Source organism: Streptomyces sp. Act143 (assembly GCF_003143935.1).
GTDB lineage: Bacteria > Actinomycetota > Actinomycetes > Streptomycetales > Streptomycetaceae > Streptomyces.
This window is the reverse complement of the sequence record NZ_QFRX01000001.1, coordinates 3,084,292-3,102,209: the sequence shown is the minus strand read 5'-3', so window position 1 is coordinate 3,102,209 and position 17,918 is coordinate 3,084,292. Positions and strand designations below refer to the sequence as shown.

General features: G+C 72.7%; 14 protein-coding genes. 10 read left to right on the top strand and 4 right to left on the bottom strand.

Annotation, left to right across the window (positions count from 1 at the left end):
* The first annotated feature begins 1 nt into the window (after position 1).
* The gene (locus tag DI272_RS13750; RefSeq protein ID WP_109495658.1) at positions 2–1,705 is read left to right on the top strand and encodes a proline--tRNA ligase; all 1,704 of its coding nucleotides are present in this window, start codon (positions 2–4) and stop codon (positions 1,703–1,705) included.
* Positions 1,706–1,771: 66 nt separating this feature from the next.
* Here DI272_RS13750 and DI272_RS13745 read toward each other — a convergent pair whose 3' ends face one another.
* The 3 genes from DI272_RS13745 to DI272_RS13735 are packed head-to-tail and all read right to left on the bottom strand — an operon-like array spanning position 1,772 to position 3,737.
* On the bottom strand, positions 1,772–2,671 hold the full coding sequence (locus DI272_RS13745) for an aminoglycoside phosphotransferase family protein (protein ID WP_109495657.1): 900 nt from the start codon (positions 2,669–2,671) through the stop codon (positions 1,772–1,774).
* Positions 2,672–2,697: 26 nt separating this feature from the next.
* Complete coding sequence (locus DI272_RS13740) at positions 2,698–3,171, bottom strand: ferritin-like domain-containing protein (RefSeq protein ID WP_109495656.1); 474 nt, start codon at positions 3,169–3,171, stop codon at positions 2,698–2,700.
* Complete coding sequence (locus DI272_RS13735; RefSeq protein WP_109495655.1) at positions 3,168–3,737, bottom strand: hypothetical protein; 570 nt, start codon at positions 3,735–3,737, stop codon at positions 3,168–3,170. Before DI272_RS13735 ends, DI272_RS13740 begins: the two co-directional genes overlap by 4 nt.
* Before the next feature lie 215 nt (positions 3,738–3,952).
* Here DI272_RS13735 and rimP point away from each other — a divergent pair, with 215 nt between their 5' ends.
* From rimP to DI272_RS13685, 9 genes are all read left to right on the top strand, one after another.
* Positions 3,953–4,450, top strand: a complete 498-nt coding sequence (gene rimP, locus DI272_RS13725; protein WP_109495654.1) for a ribosome maturation factor RimP — start codon at positions 3,953–3,955, stop codon at positions 4,448–4,450.
* Between the two features lie 2 nt (positions 4,451–4,452).
* Positions 4,453–5,439, top strand: a complete 987-nt coding sequence (gene nusA / locus DI272_RS13720) for a transcription termination factor NusA (RefSeq protein WP_109495653.1) — start codon at positions 4,453–4,455, stop codon at positions 5,437–5,439.
* Positions 5,440–5,529: 90 nt separating this feature from the next.
* Positions 5,530–5,811 (top strand): YlxR family protein, encoded by a 282-nt coding sequence (locus tag DI272_RS13715; RefSeq protein ID WP_109495652.1) that lies wholly within the window; start codon positions 5,530–5,532, stop codon positions 5,809–5,811.
* A 163-nt stretch (positions 5,812–5,974) separates the two neighbouring features.
* Positions 5,975–9,082 carry a translation initiation factor IF-2 gene (gene infB / locus DI272_RS13710; protein WP_109495651.1) on the top strand — a complete coding sequence of 1,036 codons (3,108 nt, stop codon included), beginning with the start codon at positions 5,975–5,977 and terminating at the stop codon, positions 9,080–9,082.
* Positions 9,083–9,233: 151 nt separating this feature from the next.
* Entirely contained in the window at positions 9,234–9,527 is a 294-nt protein-coding gene (locus DI272_RS13705; protein WP_109495650.1) for a DUF503 domain-containing protein, read from the top strand.
* 37 nt (positions 9,528–9,564) lie between these two features.
* Positions 9,565–10,011, top strand: coding sequence for a 30S ribosome-binding factor RbfA (gene rbfA / locus DI272_RS13700; RefSeq protein ID WP_109495649.1), 447 nt, complete (start codon positions 9,565–9,567; stop codon positions 10,009–10,011).
* Positions 10,008–10,913, top strand: a complete 906-nt coding sequence (truB, locus tag DI272_RS13695) for a tRNA pseudouridine(55) synthase TruB (protein WP_109495648.1) — start codon at positions 10,008–10,010, stop codon at positions 10,911–10,913. Before rbfA ends, truB begins: the two co-directional genes overlap by 4 nt.
* A gap of 664 nt (positions 10,914–11,577) precedes the next feature.
* Entirely contained in the window at positions 11,578–15,129 is a 3,552-nt protein-coding gene (locus DI272_RS44490; protein WP_258314549.1) for a trypsin-like peptidase domain-containing protein, read from the top strand.
* A 124-nt stretch (positions 15,130–15,253) separates the two neighbouring features.
* The gene (locus DI272_RS13685) at positions 15,254–16,234 is read left to right on the top strand and encodes a bifunctional riboflavin kinase/FAD synthetase (protein ID WP_109495647.1); all 981 of its coding nucleotides are present in this window, start codon (positions 15,254–15,256) and stop codon (positions 16,232–16,234) included.
* 100 nt (positions 16,235–16,334) lie between these two features.
* On the opposite strand, the gene DI272_RS45265 is transcribed toward DI272_RS13685, so the two are convergent.
* Positions 16,335–17,918, bottom strand: a 1,584-nt coding sequence (locus DI272_RS45265) for a MinD/ParA family protein (RefSeq protein WP_258314548.1), incomplete at its 5' end; no start/stop codon positions are given.

Below are 17,918 nucleotides of genomic sequence, written 5' to 3'. Positions count from 1 at the left end.
CATGGCCAACGCACCGGTCCAGCGCATGTCCCAGTTGATGGCGAAGACGCTGCGCGACGACCCGGCGGACGCCGAGGTCCTCAGCCACAAGCTCCTCGTCCGCGCCGGCTACGTCCGCCGCACCGCCGCCGGCATCTGGAGCTGGCTGCCCCTCGGCAAGAAGGTCCTCGCCAACGTCGAGCGCATCGTCCGTGAGGAGATGGACGCGATCGGCGCCCAGGAGGTGCTGCTCCCCGCCCTGCTGCCGCGCGAGCCCTACGAGGCGACCGGCCGCTGGGACGAGTACGGCGCCGAGCTCTTCCGCCTCCAGGACCGCAAGGGCGGCGACTACCTCCTCGGCCCGACCCACGAGGAGATCTTCACCCTGCTGGTGAAGGACCAGGCGTCCTCGTACAAGGACCTGCCGGTCATCCTCTACCAGATCCAGCACAAGTACCGTGACGAGGCCCGCCCCCGCGCCGGCATCCTGCGCGGCCGTGAGTTCCTCATGAAGGACTCCTACTCCTTCGACACCGAGGACGAGGGCCTGGCCCAGTCCTACGCCCTGCACCGCCAGGCCTACCAGCGCGTCTTCGAGCGCCTCGGCCTCGACTACCGCATCTGCGCCGCGACCGCCGGCGCCATGGGCGGCTCGAAGTCGGAGGAGTTCCTCGCCCCGGCCGGCGCCGGCGAGGACACCTTCGCCGACTGCCCGAACTGCGACTTCGCGGCCAACACCGAGGCCATCACGTACGAGCTGAAGGCGCAGGACGCCTCCGCCGTCGCCGCCCTCGAAGAGATCCCGACCCCGGACACCCCCACCATCGAGACCCTCGCCGCCTCCCTCGGCGTCCCGGCCTCCGCCACCCTCAAGAACCTCCTCGTGAAGGTCGACGGCGAGATCGTCGCCGTGGGTGTCCCGGGTGACCGCGAGGTCGACATGGACAAGGTCGAGGCGCACTTCGCCCCGGCGGCCGTCGAGATGGTCACCGAGGCCGACTTCGCGGGCCGCCCCGACCTGGTCCGCGGCTACGTCGGCCCGCAGGGCCTGGGGGAGAAGGTCACGTACATCGCCGACCCGCGCGTGGCCCCCGGCACCTCCTGGATCACCGGCGCGAACAAGGAGGGCATGCACGCCAAGAACGTCGTCGCGGGCCGTGACTTCGAGGTCGGCGCGTACGTCGACGTCGTGGTCGTCCAGGACGGCGACCCGTGCCCCAAGTGCGGCACCGGCCTCGTCCTCGACCGCGCCATCGAGATCGGCCACATCTTCCAGCTGGGCCGCAAGTACGCCGACGCCCTCAAGCTCGACGTCCTCGGCCAGAACGGCAAGCCGGTCCGCGTCACCATGGGCTCCTACGGCATCGGCGTATCCCGTGCCGTCGCCGCCCTCGCCGAGCAGACCGCCGACGAGCAGGGCCTGTGCTGGCCCGCCGAGGTCGCCCCGGCCGACGTCCACGTGGTCGCCGCGGGCAAGGCCCTCCAGACCGAACTCGCCCTCGACGTCTCCGAGAAGCTGCGGGCGGCCGGTCTGCGGGTCCTGGTCGACGACCGCGCGGGCGTCTCCCCGGGCGTGAAGTTCACGGACGCCGAGCTCATCGGCGTACCGAAGATCCTCGTCGCGGGCCGCCGCTCCGCCGAGGGCGTCCTGGAGCTCAAGGACCGCAAGACCGGTGAGCGCGAGGAGCTGACGGTGGACGAGGCGATCGCCCGCCTGTCCGCCTGACGGAACCCTCAGAAGCGTCTGTGCTTCCCCGCGACGGGACGCACAGACGCTTCTCGCGTGCTTCCCCTAAAGCCAGCCGGCGAATTCGAGCAACAGCTCGGCATCCTGCGGTCTCCCCACGCGGAGCGCCCGTACCCCCGACTCCACCGCCCGGAACAGCGTCCACCCCCGAAGCCGCTCCTGATCCACATCCAGGGACTCCGCGAGCCGCTTCACCCGCCGCCGGGTGATGGACGCTCCCGACGGCGACGCGATCAGATCCTCGACCCGGTCCCGCACCAGCCGGGCCAGATCGAACGCGCACTCACCCACCACCGGGTCCGGCCCCACCGCCAGCCACGGCATCCGCTCCCCGGCCAGCACCTTGCTCTGCCGGAACGTCCCGTGCAGCAGCCGCTCCTCGGGCGGCGCCGCCAGCAGTTCCTCGCGCGCGGCCACCGCGGCGGCAACCAGCGGACCGACCGCGGCCAGGTCCGCCGCGGTCGCCCGCATCGCCTGCGCCTGCCGGCCCGTCCGCTCGGCCACCGTCTCGAACGCGTGCCCGGCCGGCGGCTCGACCCACAGCCGCCGCAAGGTACCGGCGGCCTCCAGCAACGCCTTCGCCTCCGGCAGCGACCGCACCGACACATCGGGATGCAACCGCTCCAGCAGCAGCACCCCCTCACCCGCGAAAGGCTCCAGCAGCTGTACGGCGCCCAGCCCGTCCCAGTGCGCCAGCGCCGCCCGCTCCGCCTCCGGGCGGAACCGCGGCGGGGCCAGCTTGAGCACGGCGGGGGTGCCGTCGGCACGCCGGACCAGCACGACCAGGCTGCTGCGACCGCCGGGCATCTGCACCCGTTCCACGGTCAACTCGCGTAGCGCGACGGCCTGCTGAGCCGCCTCGGGCAGCTTCTCCAACCAGTCGTCACCGTCAGGTGCCGTCTCACCGAGCGCCCTGACCAGACGCTGCGGCGGTGCGAAAGCCATACCCGAGTTCTTCCTTCCCGTACGCGTTACGCCGCAGGTTCCGGCGTGGCCGTGGCGGTCGCCGTCGCCGCCCGCTCGGCGAGACCAGGGAAGGCTACGCTCTCCCCGCGCCAGCGCACCGCCCGCACCGCCGCCTCCCGCAGCGCCTCCGCGGCCATCGCCCGCCGCTCGTCCACGGCTGCCCGCACGAGGTCGGAGTACACCCCGGCGACCCGGTCCTCCAGCTCAGCGGCCAGCCGCACGGCCGCCTCCGAGTCCGGCACCGGGAACGGCAGCGCGTACCCCGCCGCCGCGGCGACCGGGGTGCCGCCCAGGTCCCGGACCTCCCGCGCCAGCAGGTCGCGCCGGGCGCGATGGGCGTCGTACGCGGACCGTGCCTCGGTGCGCCGGCCCTCGCGGATGCGGCCGCCGACAACGCCGTAGCCGTAGACGGCGGCGTGTTCGGCCGCCAGGGCGGCCTGGAGCGCGGTCAGCGCCCGCTTCTCGTCCTCGTCGCTCACTTGGCGCCCTCCGTCAGCAGATACGCGTGTGCCGCGCCGGCCGCGGCCGCCGAGGCCAGCAGCCGGGCCAGCTCGCCCGGCACCTCCAGCAGCGCCTTCGCGCGGGCGTCGGCGAGCGTGCGCTCGGCGGTGGCGAGACCGGCGAGGGCGTCCTTCTCGCTCGTCGGAGCGGTGGCCGACGGGGACGCCTGCGAGGCGGTGGGGGAGGCTGACGGGGACGCCTGCGGGGCGGTGGGGGAGGCCGAGGCGGAGGAGCCTGCAGTGACGGTTCCTCCAAAGGCCTCCGCATGCCGTACGGCCGCCTCCCGCAGCGGTGCCAGCCGCTCCGCCAGCGTCGGATACGCGGCGAGGACCGCGTCGTACCGCGCGACGATCCCCTGGCTGTCGCGCGCCGCACGCGCGCGTGCCCGCTCGGCGAGCGACGGGCTGCCGCCGGCGCTCTCCGCCGAGTCGGAGCCCCCGCTTCCGGAGGAGCAGCCCGCCAGGAGCGCGGCTCCGGCGGCCGAGGCGAGAAGGGCTCTTCTGCGCGGCCCCGAGGGGATGCGCGGCGGTGGGGGGTACGGCACGGCAGACGTCCTCGGGGAGCTCGTACGAACACACGGGCGGGAAGGGCGGCCCCGCGGTGATCACCGTACCCGCGCACCGGTCCGCAGCCACTCATCGGCACCCTGCGCGGGCCCCGGGGGCGCACGATGGACGGCAACAGTCCTCCGGACCGGATACCCTTTGACCAGACACGCGACCTTCCCACAACAGCACACGCGGCCGAGGAGTCACCCGGATGAGCACCACCCAGAGCGAGAGGCTGCGAGAGCTCCTGGAACCGCTCGTCACCTCCCAGGGACTGGATCTCGAAGAGATCGCCGTGGACTCCGTCGGACGAAAGCGCGTGCTGCGTGTCGTCGTCGACTCCGACCAGGGCGCCGATCTGGACGCCATCGCCGATGTGAGCCGCGCGCTCTCGGCGAAGCTCGACGAGACGGACGCGATGGGCGAGGGCGAGTACACCCTCGAGGTCGGCACCCCGGGCGCGGAGCGCCTCCTCACCGAGCACCGGCACTACGCCCGCGCCGTCGACCGGCTGGTGAGGTTCCAGCTGGCCGAGGGCGGGGAACTGGTGGCCCGGATCCTGACGGTCGACGACGACGGCCTGGACGTCGAGGTGCCCGGAGTGAAGGGCCGCAAGGCCACCAGCCGCAGGCTCGGCTTCGCCGAGGTCACCAAGGCGCGTGTCCAGGTCGAGTTCAACCGCAAGGACAAGAAGGAAGAGGAGGCGTAGCCGTGGACATCGACATGAGTGCCCTGCGGGGCTTGGTACGGGAGAAGGAGATCTCCTTCGACCTGTTGGTCGAGGCGATCGAGTCGGCCCTCCTCATCGCCTACCACCGCACCGAGGGAAGCCACCGCCACGCGCGCGTGCGCCTCGACCGGGAATCCGGGCACGTGGTCGTGTGGGCGAAGGAAGACCCCGAGGACCTCGAAGAGGGCCAGGAGCCCCGCGAGTTCGACGACACCCCGTCCGACTTCGGCCGTATCGCCGCCACCACCGCCAAGCAGGTCATCCTGCAGCGGCTGCGCGACGCCGAGGACGACGCGACGCTCGGCGAGTACGCCGGCCGCGAGGGCGACATCGTCACCGGCGTGGTCCAGCAGGGCCGCGACCCGAAGAACGTGCTCGTCGACATCGGCAAGCTGGAGGCCATCCTGCCGGTGCAGGAGCAGGTCCCTGGCGAGACGTACCCGCACGGCATGCGGCTGCGGTCGTACGTCGTACGAGTGGCGAAGGGCGTGCGCGGCCCGTCCGTCACCCTCTCGCGCACCCACCCCAATCTGGTGAAGAAGCTCTTCGCGCTGGAGGTGCCGGAGATCGCCGACGGGTCCGTCGAGATCGCCGCCATCGCACGTGAGGCCGGTCACCGTACGAAGATCGCGGTACGGTCCACCCGTTCCGGTCTGAACGCCAAGGGCGCCTGCATCGGCCCCATGGGTGGCCGGGTGCGCAACGTCATGGGCGAGCTGAACGGCGAGAAGATCGACATCGTCGACTGGTCGGACGACCCGGCCGAGATGGTGGCGAACGCGCTGTCCCCGGCCCGCGTCTCCAAGGTGGAGGTCGTGGACCTGGCGGCCCGCTCCGCGCGCGTGACCGTGCCGGACTACCAGCTGTCCCTGGCGATCGGCAAGGAAGGGCAGAACGCCCGCCTGGCCGCCCGTCTGACCGGCTGGCGCATCGACATCCGGCCCGACACCGAGCAGGCCGGGGAATAGATCCAAGCCGCACTTGGCTTAGATCACGACAACAACCGTTCGATTCCTGCCCCAAAGGGGTGAGGTCGGTACGGGGAGGTAGACTTAAGAGTGTCTGGCCGGACGCACGCCCGCGCATGCCCTGAACGCACCTGTGTGGGGTGCAGGCAGCGAGCGGCCAAGACCGATCTGCTGCGGACCGTGGCGATCAAGGACGCATGCGTCCCCGATCCACGCGGTACGCTGCCCGGCCGGGGCGCCTACGTGCACCCCGCCCTGGTCTGTCTCGATCAGGCGGTACGCCGCCGGGCGTTCACGCGGGCGTTGCGCGCCCCGGGAGCGCTCGACATAAAGGCGTTGCGCCAGTACGTCGAGCAGACAGACAGTTGCTGAGCAGGCAACACCGTAAGAAGCGTCGCGCGGAACGTCCGTGCGGCCCTGGTACCCCGCGAGTTGGAAGTAGGTCGAGATTGCGATGAGCACTCGATGAGCACGCGATGAGTACGCCCATGAAGTAGCGACGGTCCGGACGCAACCCGGACCTAAAAGGAGCGAAGTGGCTAAGGTCCGGGTATACGAACTCGCCAAGGAGTTCGGTGTGGAGAGCAAGGTCGTCATGGCCAAGCTCCAGGAACTCGGTGAATTCGTCCGTTCGGCGTCTTCGACCATCGAAGCGCCCGTCGTCCGCAAGTTGACGGACGCCCTCCAGCAGGGCAACGGAGGCGGCAAGCCCGCCCCGCGCAAGGCTGCCCCGGCGAAGCCGGCAGCCCCCTCTCCGGCGCAGGCTGCCCGTCCGGCCGCCCCGCGCCCGCCGGCCCCCAAGCCGGCCGCCGCCGAGACGCCCGCGGCTCCCGCCGCGCCGGCTGCTCCCGGCCCCCGTCCCACCCCGGGCCCGAAGCCCGCGCCGCGCCCCGCGCCGGCGTCCCCGGCTCCGACCACGCCCGAGTTCACGGCACCCCCGTCGGCTCCCGCCGCGCCGGCCCCCTCGCAGGGCTCCGGCCCGCGTCCGGGCGCCCCGCGTCCGGCCGGCCAGGCGCCGCGTCCGGGTGCCCCGCGTCCCGGTGGCCCCGCACAGGGCGGCCAGGGCCGTGGCGACCGTCCCGCTCCCGGCGCCCAGCGTCCGGGTGGCCAGGCGCCGCGTCCCGGTGGTGCCCGTCCGGCCGGTCCCCGTCCGGGCAACAATCCCTTCACCTCTGGTGGCTCCACCGGCATGGCGCGCCCGCAGGCGCCCCGTCCGGGCGGTGCCCCGCGCCCCGGCGGCCCTGGTGCCCCCGGTGAGCGTCCCGGCGGCGCCCCGCGTCCGCAGGGCCAGGGCGGTCCTCGTCCCCAGGGCGCGGCGGGCGGTCCCCGTCCGCAGGCTCCGGGCGGCCCGCGTCCGACCCCGGGCGGCATGCCCCGTCCGCAGGGCGGTCCCCGTCCCGGCGGCGGTCCCGGCGGCCCGCGTCCGAACCCCGGCATGATGCCGCAGCGTCCTGCTGCCGGCCCGCGTCCCGGCGGCGGTGGCCCCGGTGGCCGTGGTCCCGGTGGCGGCGGTCGTCCCGGTGGCGGCGGCGGTCGTCCGGGCGGCGGCGGCTTCGCCGGTCGTCCGGGTGGTGGCGGCGGCTTCGCCGGCCGTCCCGGCGGTCCCGGTGGCGGTGGCGGCTTCGCCGGCCGTCCCGGTGGTCCGGGTGCCGGCACGGGCGGCGGCGGTCGTCCCGGCTTCGGCGGTCGTCCCGGTGGTCCGGGTGGCCGTGGTGGCACGCAGGGCGCCTTCGGCCGTCCCGGCGGTCCCGCGCGTCGCGGTCGCAAGTCGAAGCGGCAGAGGCGCCAGGAGTACGAGGCCATGCAGGCCCCGTCGGTCGGCGGTGTGATGCTGCCTCGCGGCAACGGCGAGACGGTTCGCCTGTCGCGCGGTGCCTCGCTCACCGACTTCGCGGAGAAGATCAACGCCAACCCGGCGTCGCTCGTCGCGGTCATGATGAACCTCGGCGAGATGGTCACGGCCACGCAGTCCGTCTCCGACGAGACGCTCCAGCTCCTCGCCGATGAGATGAACTACACGGTTCAGATCGTCAGCCCGGAGGAGGAGGACCGCGAGCTGCTCGAGTCCTTCGACATCGAGTTCGGCGAGGACGAGGGCGACGAGGAGGACCTGGTGGTCCGCCCGCCGGTCGTCACCGTCATGGGTCACGTCGACCACGGAAAGACCCGACTGCTCGACGCCATCCGCAAGACCAACGTCATCGCGGGCGAGGCCGGCGGCATCACCCAGCACATCGGTGCCTACCAGGTCGCGACCGAGGTCAACGACGAAGAGCGCAAGATCACCTTCATCGACACCCCGGGTCACGAGGCGTTCACCGCCATGCGTGCCCGTGGTGCGCGGTCGACGGACATCGCGATCCTCGTCGTCGCGGCCAACGACGGCGTCATGCCGCAGACGGTCGAGGCGCTGAACCACGCCAAGGCGGCCGACGTCCCGATCGTCGTCGCGGTCAACAAGATCGACGTCGAGGGCGCCGACCCGACCAAGGTGCGCGGTCAGCTCACCGAGTACGGGCTGGTGGCCGAGGAGTACGGCGGCGACACGATGTTCGTCGACATCTCCGCCAAGCAGGGTCTGCACATCGACTCCCTGCTGGAGGCCGTGATCCTCACCGCCGATGCCTCGCTCGACCTGCGGGCCAACCCGCACCAGGACGCGCAGGGCATCTCGATCGAGTCCCGTCTCGACCGCGGCCGTGGCGCCGTGTCGACGGTCCTCGTCCAGCGCGGCACGCTGCGGGTCGGCGACACCATGGTGGTCGGCGACGCGTACGGCCGAGTCCGGGCGATGCACGACGACAACGGCAACAGCGTGGCCGAGGCCGGCCCGTCGACGCCGGTTCAGGTCCTGGGCCTGACCAACGTCCCGGGCGCGGGCGACAACTTCCTGGTGGTCGACGAGGACCGTACGGCCCGTCAGATCGCCGAGAAGCGCGCCGCCCGTGAGCGCAACGCCGCGTTCGCCAAGCGCACGCGCCGTGTCTCCCTCGAGGACCTGGACAAGGTGCTCAAGGCCGGCGAGGTCCAGCAGCTCAACCTCATCATCAAGGGTGACGCTTCTGGTTCCGTCGAGGCGCTCGAGTCCTCCCTGCTCCAGCTGGACGTCGGCGAAGAGGTCGACATCCGCGTCCTGCACCGCGGCGTCGGTGCGGTCACGGAGTCGGACATCGACCTGGCGATGGGCTCCGACGCCATCGTGATCGGCTTCAACGTCCGCGCGGCCGGCCGCGCGGCGCAGATGGCCGAGCGCGAGGGCGTGGACGTCCGGTACTACTCGGTCATCTACCAGGCGATCGAGGAGATCGAGGCGGCCCTCAAGGGCATGCTCAAGCCGGAGTACGAAGAGGTCGAGCTCGGTACGGCGGAGATCCGCGAGGTCTTCAAGTCGTCCAAGCTGGGCAACATCGCCGGTGTCCTCATCCGCTCGGGCGAGGTCAAGCGCAACACCAAGGCGCGCCTCATCCGCGACGGCAAGGTGGTCGCGGAGAACCTCAACATCGAGGGTCTGCGTCGCTTCAAGGACGACGTCACCGAGATCCGCGAAGGCTACGAGGGTGGTATCAACCTCGGAAACTTCAACGACATCAAGGTCGACGACGTCATCGCGACGTACGAGATGCGCGAGAAGCCGCGCGTCTGACCGTCACAGCACGCGATCGGGGCCGATCGGCGGGGAAGTTCCCTTGCGGGAATTTCCGTCGATCGGCCCCGGCCGTTGCGTGTACGGTTCCCGTATCGGCGTCCAGGCGTGACGCCCGTACCCCGAACCGGCGGGACATCCGGACACACACATGTATGTGGGGACTCTGTCCTTCGACCTGCTCCTCGGCGACGTCCACTCGCTGAAGGAGAAACGCTCACTCGTCCGTCCGATCGTGGCCGAGCTCCAGCGCAAGTACGCGGTGAGTGCGGCGGAGACGGGCAATCAGGACCTCCATCGCCGGGCCGAGATCGGGCTCGCGATGGTCTCCGGGGACACGGGCCACCTCTCCGACGTACTGGACCGCTGCGAGCGGCTGGTCGCCGGGCGGCCCGAGGTGGAACTGCTCTCGGTTCGACGCAGGCTCCACAGCGACGAAGACTGAAGCAAGCGGCAAGAGAAGTAACTAAGGAGACGGACCAGTGGCCGACAACGCGCGGGCGAAGAGGCTGGCGGACCTCATCCGGGAGGTGGTGGCCCAGAAGCTGCAGCGCGGGATCAAGGACCCGCGGCTCGGCAGCCACGTCACCATCACGGACACCAGGGTCACCGGTGACCTTCGGGAGGCGACCGTCTTCTACACGGTGTACGGGGACGACGAGGAGCGGGCAGCTGCCGCGGCCGGACTGGAGAGCGCCAAGGGCGTCCTCCGCTCCGCGGTCGGCGCGGCGGCGGGCGTGAAGTTCACCCCGACGCTGACGTTCGTGGCCGACGCCCTGCCCGACACCGCCCGGACCATCGAGGACCTCCTCGACAAGGCGCGCCAGTCCGACGAGAAGGTGCGCGAGGTCTCGGCCGGCGCCACCTACGCCGGTGAGGCGGACCCGTACAAGAAGCCGGGCGAGGACGAGGACGACACCTCCGAATGAACCGGAAGAGCACCACGCCCGACGGGCTTGTCATCGTCGACAAGCCGTCGGGCTTCACTTCGCACGACGTGGTCGCCAAGATGCGCGGGATCGCCAGGACCCGCCGCGTCGGCCACGCCGGCACGCTCGACCCCATGGCGACGGGCGTGCTCGTCCTCGGCGTCGAGCGCGCGACCAAGCTCCTGGGGCACCTCGCCCTGACGGAGAAGGAGTACCTGGGCACGATCCGGCTCGGCCAGACGACCCTGACCGACGACGCAGAGGGCGAGATCACGGGGTCGTCAGACGCCTCGAAGGTCACCCGCGAGGCCGTCGACGCCGGGATCGCCAAGCTGACCGGCGACATCATGCAGGTGCCGTCCAAGGTCAGCGCCATCAAGATCGACGGAGTGCGCTCCTACAAGCGGGCGCGCGAGGGCGAGGAGTTCGAGATCCCGGCCCGTCCGGTGCGGATCTCGTCCTTCGCGGTGTACGACGTCCGGGACGCGGTCGCGGCCGACGGCACGCCGGTGATGGACCTGGTCGTCTCGGTGGTCTGCTCGTCCGGTACGTACATCCGAGCGCTCGCCCGTGACCTGGGCGCGGACCTGGGCGTGGGCGGCCACCTGACGGCCCTTCGCCGCACCCGCGTCGGCCCGTACAAGCTGGACTCGGCCAGGACCCTGGACCAGCTCCAGCAGGAGCTGACGGTCATGCCGATCGCCGATGCCGCCACGGCCGCGTTCCCGCGCTGGGACGTGGACGCCAAGCGGGCGAAGCTGCTGCTGAACGGCGTCCGGCTGGAGATGCCCGACGAGTACGCGGGCCGCGGCGCGGTCGCCGTCTTCGATCCCGAGGGTGTGTTCCTCGTGCTGGTCGAGGAACAGAAGGGCAAGGCGAAGAGCCTGGCCGTCTTCGGCTGAGCCCTCGGATGACGCTCCACCCGTGGAGCGGCGGTCACGGAGTTGTCCGCCGCTCCACGGTCCCCCCTCGGTTCCCCCACCCCTAGGGTGTATCCACCCGTCCCCGCCCATTCACCCGTCCGGGCAGGCGCTCGGAGTGAACCGGGGGAGCGGAAGGGGGCGCGTTCACCGCGCGCTCTGTCCCGCCGATCAGGCGGTGCCTACCGTCGAAGACGGGCCTGCCTCACGGACCGGACGGCCGGGAGACGGCCCCGCGAGCACGGCACGGGCACGGCGGGGAGGTTCGACGATGACGCGACGGGGCTCGCGGACCGCGGGGGGCCGTGGGCGAGACTCGGAGCGGGGCCGGGGGCTAGACCCGGAGCGGGGCCGGCGGCAGGACTCGGGGCCGGGCTCCGGGGGAGTCTCGGAGCCGGGCCGTGGGGGAGTCTCGGAGCCGGTGCGTGGGCAGGCTGCGGGGCCGGACTGGGCGCAGGAGACAGGGCCGGCACCTGCACGGGACCCCCGGCAGAACCACCACGCAGATGCCCCGGGGCCGGACCGCGCACAGGGCCCGACGCAGGGCCCACCACGCGACGCGCCGCCGCCGGATTGGGCCTACGCCTCGGGGCCGGGCGCGGTGTACGGCCCGGCGGAGTACGGGCGTAGCTCCGCGCTGGGGCGGGTGCCCGATCACGCGCTCGTCCGTATTCGCGACCTTGCCGGGCGCCCCCGTGGCATCGGGTTCGTCGCCGATCACCACGGCACCCTGATCACCGGTCACGAGGTCGTCGACGGGCTGCCGAGACTGCTGCTGTACGCCGCCGAGGACCGGCACTGCGTGGTGGCCGCCGACGCGGTGACCGCGCTGCCCGAGCTGAACCTCGCGCTCGTGCGCACCCAGGGCCTCGGTGTCGAGCCGTTGCCCGTCGGCGGTCGGGGCGGGGTCGGCACCGGTTCCTATGTGCGCATCCCCGCCGGCTGCTGGCGCGAGGCGCGCGTGCTCGGGACGGCCTCCGTGACGTACACGGCGACGGACCGTTTCCATCTCCTCGACGGCGTAATGGAGTTGGCGATCGGTACCGCAGGGCAGGACGCGCTGCGGCTCGGCGGAGGGGCGGCCGGGGGACCCGTGCTCGATGCCGCGACCGGTGCGGTGGTCGGCGTACTGGGGACCGCGTTGCAGAGCGGCCGACGTGAGGTGGGCTTCGCGGTACCCCTGTTCCCGCCCCCGCACGGCCCCCTCGCCGACCTGCTCGCCGAGAACGCGGCGACCGTCCCCGCGTACGGCGTCGACCTCAATCTGGCGGGCGTCCTGGAGCTGACCGCCACCTCGGTGGGCCAGGACGGGCCGCCGGGGGCGTTGGCCGGGTACGTGGGCAGGGCGGCGGACACCCTCGGCCCCGGCTCGGTGGAACCGGTTCAACGGGCGGCCACGGCAGCGGAGTTCGAGGCGTTCACCGAGGACGACCGCGCCGTCCTCGCGCTCGTCGGGCCGCCCGGCAGCGGCCGTACGACGGAACTCGCGTCCCTCGCCGCCCGCCGCAACCGCGGTGCCCGCCCCGCCCCCACGCTCTGGCTGCGCGGCGCCGATCTGCGGGACGACGACACCTCGGTCGCCGACGCCGCCGCCAGGGCCCTGACCCGCGCCGCGAGGATCGTCGCCGCCTCGCGCTCCGCGCACCTCACCGACCTGGGCGACCTCACCCCCGGCCGCCTCTCGCGGCTGGCCCGCCTCGCGGAACGCCCCCTGCTCCTGCTCCTGGACGGCCCGGAGGAGATGCCGCCCGTGCTGGCCCACCGTCTGCCCGAGTGGACCGACGGCACGGCGCGCTGGCTGCGGGAGTCAGGGGCGCGGCTGGTGGTGGCGTGCCGAGCGGAGTACTGGGAGGGAGCGGGGGCGGGGTTCCCGCGGGAGATGCTGTACGGGGAAGAGCTCGCGGCGTCGCCCCCTGACGCGGACCCACCGCACGAGATCCCTCCCACCCCCTGCGTCCGCCTCGCCGACCTCCAGGACCACGAGGCCCGCACGGCACGCGCGCGCTACCGCATCCCCGAGGGGGCCCTGCGCAACCCCGACGCCCGCCACCCCCTCACCCTCCGCCTCCTCGCCGAGGTCCGCACCGCCCTCCCCGAAACCTCCGACGCCCCCCACGCGCGAGTGGACCGTGACGACGTCTTCGCGGCCTACCTCGACCTGATGTGCCTCCGCATCGCCGTCCGCCTCGCCGCCGAGAACGGCCTGCGCGGCACCGCCGTACGCCGCCTCGCCGCCAAGGTCTCCGGCCAGGTCCACGAGGCGGCCCGCCGCAGCCTCGGCCCCGGGCAGGGCGAACTGGACCGGGAATCGTTCGAGGCGGTGTTCCCCTGGGGCCCCGCCCCGGCCCGCCTGGGCGGCGGCACCGGCTGGGCCTCCGCCGTTCTCACCGAGGGCCTCCTCGTCCCCGCCGGAAGCGGCTACCGCTTCGCCCACGAGGAGCTCGCCGACTGGATCCAGGGCATCCACCTGGACCTGGACGAGGCCCTGCGCGCCCTCGTCCACCGCCGCCGCACCCATCCGGCCGACCGCCGCCCGCTGCCCGTACCGCACCACCGCATCGGCCCGGTCGTCCAGGCCCTGCTCCTCCTCGCCCGCCAGCACGGCACCCCGGCCCTCGCTCAGCGCCTGGAGGAACTGATCCAGGCGCTGGACGCGGACCCGCACTCCTGGTGGGCGGCCCGCCTCCTCACCGAGTCCCTGCTGCGCGTGCCCGACGCGACTCCGTACACGGGAGTCCTGAGGCTGCTGGCCGACCGAGTGGTGAGCTGGCGCGGACAGGAACGGGAAGGGCAAGAGAAAGGGCAAGAGGAAGGGCAAGAGGAAGGGCAAGAGGAAGGGGGAGGACAAGGGGAACGGCAGCGGGGCACCGCGGCGACGACGCGCCCCCTCACCTCCTCCTTCCCGCCCGCCTTCTGGCAGGACCTGGCCCTCCCCCCGGTCACCCTCTTCGACCTCCTCCGCCGTCTCGTCCTCGCCGACGGCCCCCCGCAGGACACCGCCCCCCGCTACCTGGACGCGGCCTCACGCCTCCTCGCCGACGCCCCCGACGTCGTACAGCCGCACCTCACCCGCTGGTTCGACGACGAGCGCCCGCTGCCCGCCACCCCGCACGCGACCGTCGCGAAGGCGGCGCAGGCGTTGCTGCACACGCACCGGCACCTGGCGCTGGACGGCCTGACGGAGGTGCTGGTCGACAGCGCGCACCGGCGGGCCGACGAACTGCTGGCGGTGCTCGCGGAGGACGAGCCGTCGGCGGTGTGCCGGGCGGTGGACCGGTGGGCGCACGACGAGCGGCCGGACCGGCGGGTCGCGGCGGTCGCGTACGGCCTGCGCGCGGCCCCGCACGTCACCACCGAGGCCGACCGCGAACTGCTCCGCTACGCCGCCCTCACCCTTCTCGCCCGCCCCGCCGACTGCACCCTGCACGGCGGCGCGCTCGCGCTCCTCGTCCGCGACCCGCATACGCGTGCCCGCCATCTCCCGCAGGCCCTCGGCCACTTCGCGGCCGGCGACCCGCACTTCCCGCCGAGCGCGCTGGTCGCCGCCCTCACCACCCACCCGGAACCGGTGCTGGACGCCTTCCGGGCCCGACTGCGCCGCCCCGGCGGCGGAGCGGCGCTGCGCACTCTCGCCGACGTCACGCTGCCGACGCCGGCACGTCGGATCGCCGTACTCGTACGGGAGGCCGTGGAGCTGCGCCCGGAGACCGCGGCGGACGTGGCCGCCTACGTCGACCGGCGCCTCGACCAGGGGCCGGGCACACGGGCCGTGCTGTTCCCTCTCGTCACCGGGCTGCTGGACGACGGCCCGGAGGAGGTGCGGACGGCCCTGGCCGCCGTACTCGTCGCACCCGGAGCCGCAGCCTCCCGCCCCCTGCGGCGAGAACTGCTCGACCACCTCCTGAGCCACGAGCGGGAGCCTGCCGTACTGGACGCGCTCCTGCGCGCCGCAGCCAGTGACGGTGACGGTGACGGCTTGCGCGAGCTGGTGCACCGTATCGGCGTCCTCCTCGTCCGCACTCCGCAGGGAGCGGCCCGCTTCGACCGCGCGCTGGTCGACCTGGGGCGCCGTATCCCGGGGTTCGCCCCGCAGGTGGCGGGCTGGCTGACCGACGCCCCGCGGCAGTGGGCGGCCGTGGTCGGCCCCAGCAGCCGCCGCATGATCGAGAACCTGGCCGGGGTCGGAATCCCCGTCTGACCCACGTGGGTCGAGTCACAGCGCCCATGCCGATGCGGGCAGGACGGACGCGGCATGGCACCCTTAGACCTGCGTAAGAGGTAAACCGTAAAAACGGACACAGGTTCGATGAGGAGCGGTCACAGTGCAGCGCTGGCGTGGCTTGGAGGACATCCCCGAGGACTGGGGACGCAGCGTCGTCACCATCGGCTCCTACGACGGTGTCCACCGCGGACACCAGCTGATCATCCAGCACGCCGTCGACCGCGCCCGTGAGCTGGGCGTGCCCTCGGTCGTCGTCACCTTCGACCCGCACCCCAGCGAGGTCGTCCGCCCCGGCAGCCACCCGCCGCTGCTGGCCCCGCACCACCGCCGCGCCGAGCTGATGGCGGAGCAGGGCGTGGACGCGGTCCTGATCCTCCCCTTCACGACGGAGTTCTCGAAGCTCTCTCCCGCCGAATTCGTCGTCAAGGTCCTGGTCGACAAGCTGCACGCCAAGGCGGTCGTCGAGGGCCCCAACTTCCGCTTCGGCCACAAGGCCGCAGGGAACGTGGAGTTCCTCGTCGAGCAGGGCAAGGTCTACGACTTCGAGGTCGAGGTCGTCGACCTGTTCGTCTGCGGTGAGGCGGGCGGCGGAGAGCCGTTCTCGTCCACCCTCACCCGTCGCCTGGTCGCCGAGGGCGACGTCGAGGGCGCGGGCGAGATCCTGGGCCGCCCGCACCGGGTGGAGGGCGTGGTCGTACGGGGCGCGCAGCGCGGCCGTGAACTCGGCTTCCCGACGGCCAACGTCGAGACGCTGCCGCACACCGCCATCCCCGCCGACGGCGTGTACGCCGGCTGGCTGCACGTGGCGGGCGAGGCCATGCCGGCCGCCATCTCCGTCGGCACGAACCCGCAGTTCGACGGGACCGAGCGCACGGTGGAGGCGTACGCCATCGACCGCGTCGGCCTCGACCTGTACGGGCTGCATGTCGCCGTGGACTTCCTCGCGTACGTCCGCGGCCAGGCGAAGTTCGACTCGCTGGAGGCTCTGCTGGAGCAGATGGGCGAGGACGTCAAGCGGTGCCGTGAGCTGACCGCGGCGGCCGAGCCGGAGTCCCGGCCGGAGCCCCAGCCGACGGACTGAGCCCGCCGCTCGCCACGGCAGGACGGCGACCCGCTGGGACGGGAACGGCCCGGGCCCGCACTGGAGCAGTGCGGGCCCGGGCCGTTCTGTCAGTCAGTGGCTACTGCTGGGGCGGGGTCTGGCCGCCGGGCTGCGGGTAGCCGGGCTGTTGGGGGTAGACCTGCTGGCCGGGCTGCTGCTGCGGATACGGCTGCCCCGGATACGGCTGTCCCGGCTGCGGCGGGTACGGCTGCGCGGGCGGCTGGCCCTGCTGGGGGTGAGGCTGCTGAGGGTAGGGCTGCTGGCCGGGTTGCGGGGAACCGGGTTGCGGGGAACCGGGTTGCGGGTGACCGGGCTGGGGGTAGCCGGGCTGCTGCTGCGGATACGGCTGTCCCGGCTGTTGCGGGGCGTACTGCTGCTGGCCCGGCATCGGCGGGGCCGCCACCGGGGGCGGGTTGCCGTCGCTGGTCCACAGGCCGTGGGACTGCTGGTGGCGTACGAAGTCCTCGGCGACCATCGCCGCGAGGTTGAAGTACGCCTCGCGCACCTTGGGCCGCATCATGTCGAGGTCGACCTCGGCACCGGCGGCGAGGTGCTCGTCGAACGGAACGACGACCACGCCCCGGCACCGGGTCTCGAAGTGGCTGACGATGTCCTCCACCTTGATCATCTTGCCGGTCTCGCGGACCCCGGAGATGACGGTGATGGACCGCGAGACGAGGTCGGCGTACCCGTGCGCCGACAGCCAGTCCAGCGTCGTACTGGCGCTGGAGGCGCCGTCGACGGACGGGGTGGAGATGATGATGAGCTGGTCGGCGAGGTCGAGCACCCCGCGCATGGCGGAGTAGAGCAGACCGGTGCCGGAGTCGGTCAGGATGACCGGGTACTGCTTGCCCAGCACGTCGATGGCCCGCCGGTAGTCCTCGTCGTTGAAGGTCGTGGACACGGCCGGGTCGACGTCGTTGGCGATGATCTCCAGCCCCGAGGGCGCCTGGGAGGTGAACCGCCGGATGTCCATGTACGAGTTGAGGTACGGGATCGCCTGGACGAGGTCGCGGATGGTGGCCCCGGTCTCACGGCGGACCCGGCGGCCGAGCGTACCGGCGTCCGGGTTGGCGTCGATGGCGAGGATCTTGTCCTGGCGCTCCGTGGCGAGCGTGGAGCCGAGCGCGGTGGTCGTGGTCGTCTTGCCGACACCCCCCTTGAGGCTGATGACGGCGATGCGATAGCAGGACAGCACGGGCGTCCGGATCAGCTCCAACTTCCGCTGCCGCTCGGCCTCTTCCTTCTTGCCGCCGAGCTTGAAGCGGGAGGGCTGGGCCGCGGGACGGCTGCTCTTGGCCTTCTGCTTCTTGTTGTTGAGCAGCCGGTCGGACGACAGCTCCACCGCAGCCGTGTAACCGAGCGGCGCGGCACCGGGATTGGTCATCTGCCGCTGGTCGTGCTGCATGGGCTGCGGCCAGGCGGTACCGGTGCGGGGGTCGGTCGGGGGGGCGGTTTGGGGGGCCTGGGCTTGGGGATGGGCTTGGGGCTGCGGCTGTGCCTGTGCCTGTGCCTGGGGCTGCGGCTGTGCTTGGGGCTGCGGCTGTGCTTGGGGGGCGGCGGGTTGCGGCTGGCCCGGTTCGCCCGGCTGGCCTGGTTGTGCGGGGGGCTGGGGGAAGCCGTATCCGCCCTGGGCGTTGGGGGCCGGGGTCGGGGCGCCGGG

What these genes read in the sequence shown, in the direction of transcription:
- DI272_RS13750 (WP_109495658.1), top strand. Translation starts at nt 2, where the DNA reads ATGGCCAACGCACCGGTCCAGCGCATGTCCCAGTTGATGGCGAAGACG.
- DI272_RS13745 (WP_109495657.1), bottom strand. Translation starts at nt 2,671, where the DNA reads ATGGCTTTCGCACCGCCGCAGCGTCTGGTCAGGGCGCTCGGTGAGACG.
- rimP (WP_109495654.1), top strand. Translation starts at nt 3,953, where the DNA reads ATGAGCACCACCCAGAGCGAGAGGCTGCGAGAGCTCCTGGAACCGCTC.
- DI272_RS13705 (WP_109495650.1), top strand. Translation starts at nt 9,234, where the DNA reads ATGTATGTGGGGACTCTGTCCTTCGACCTGCTCCTCGGCGACGTCCAC.
- truB (WP_109495648.1), top strand. Translation starts at nt 10,008, where the DNA reads ATGAACCGGAAGAGCACCACGCCCGACGGGCTTGTCATCGTCGACAAG.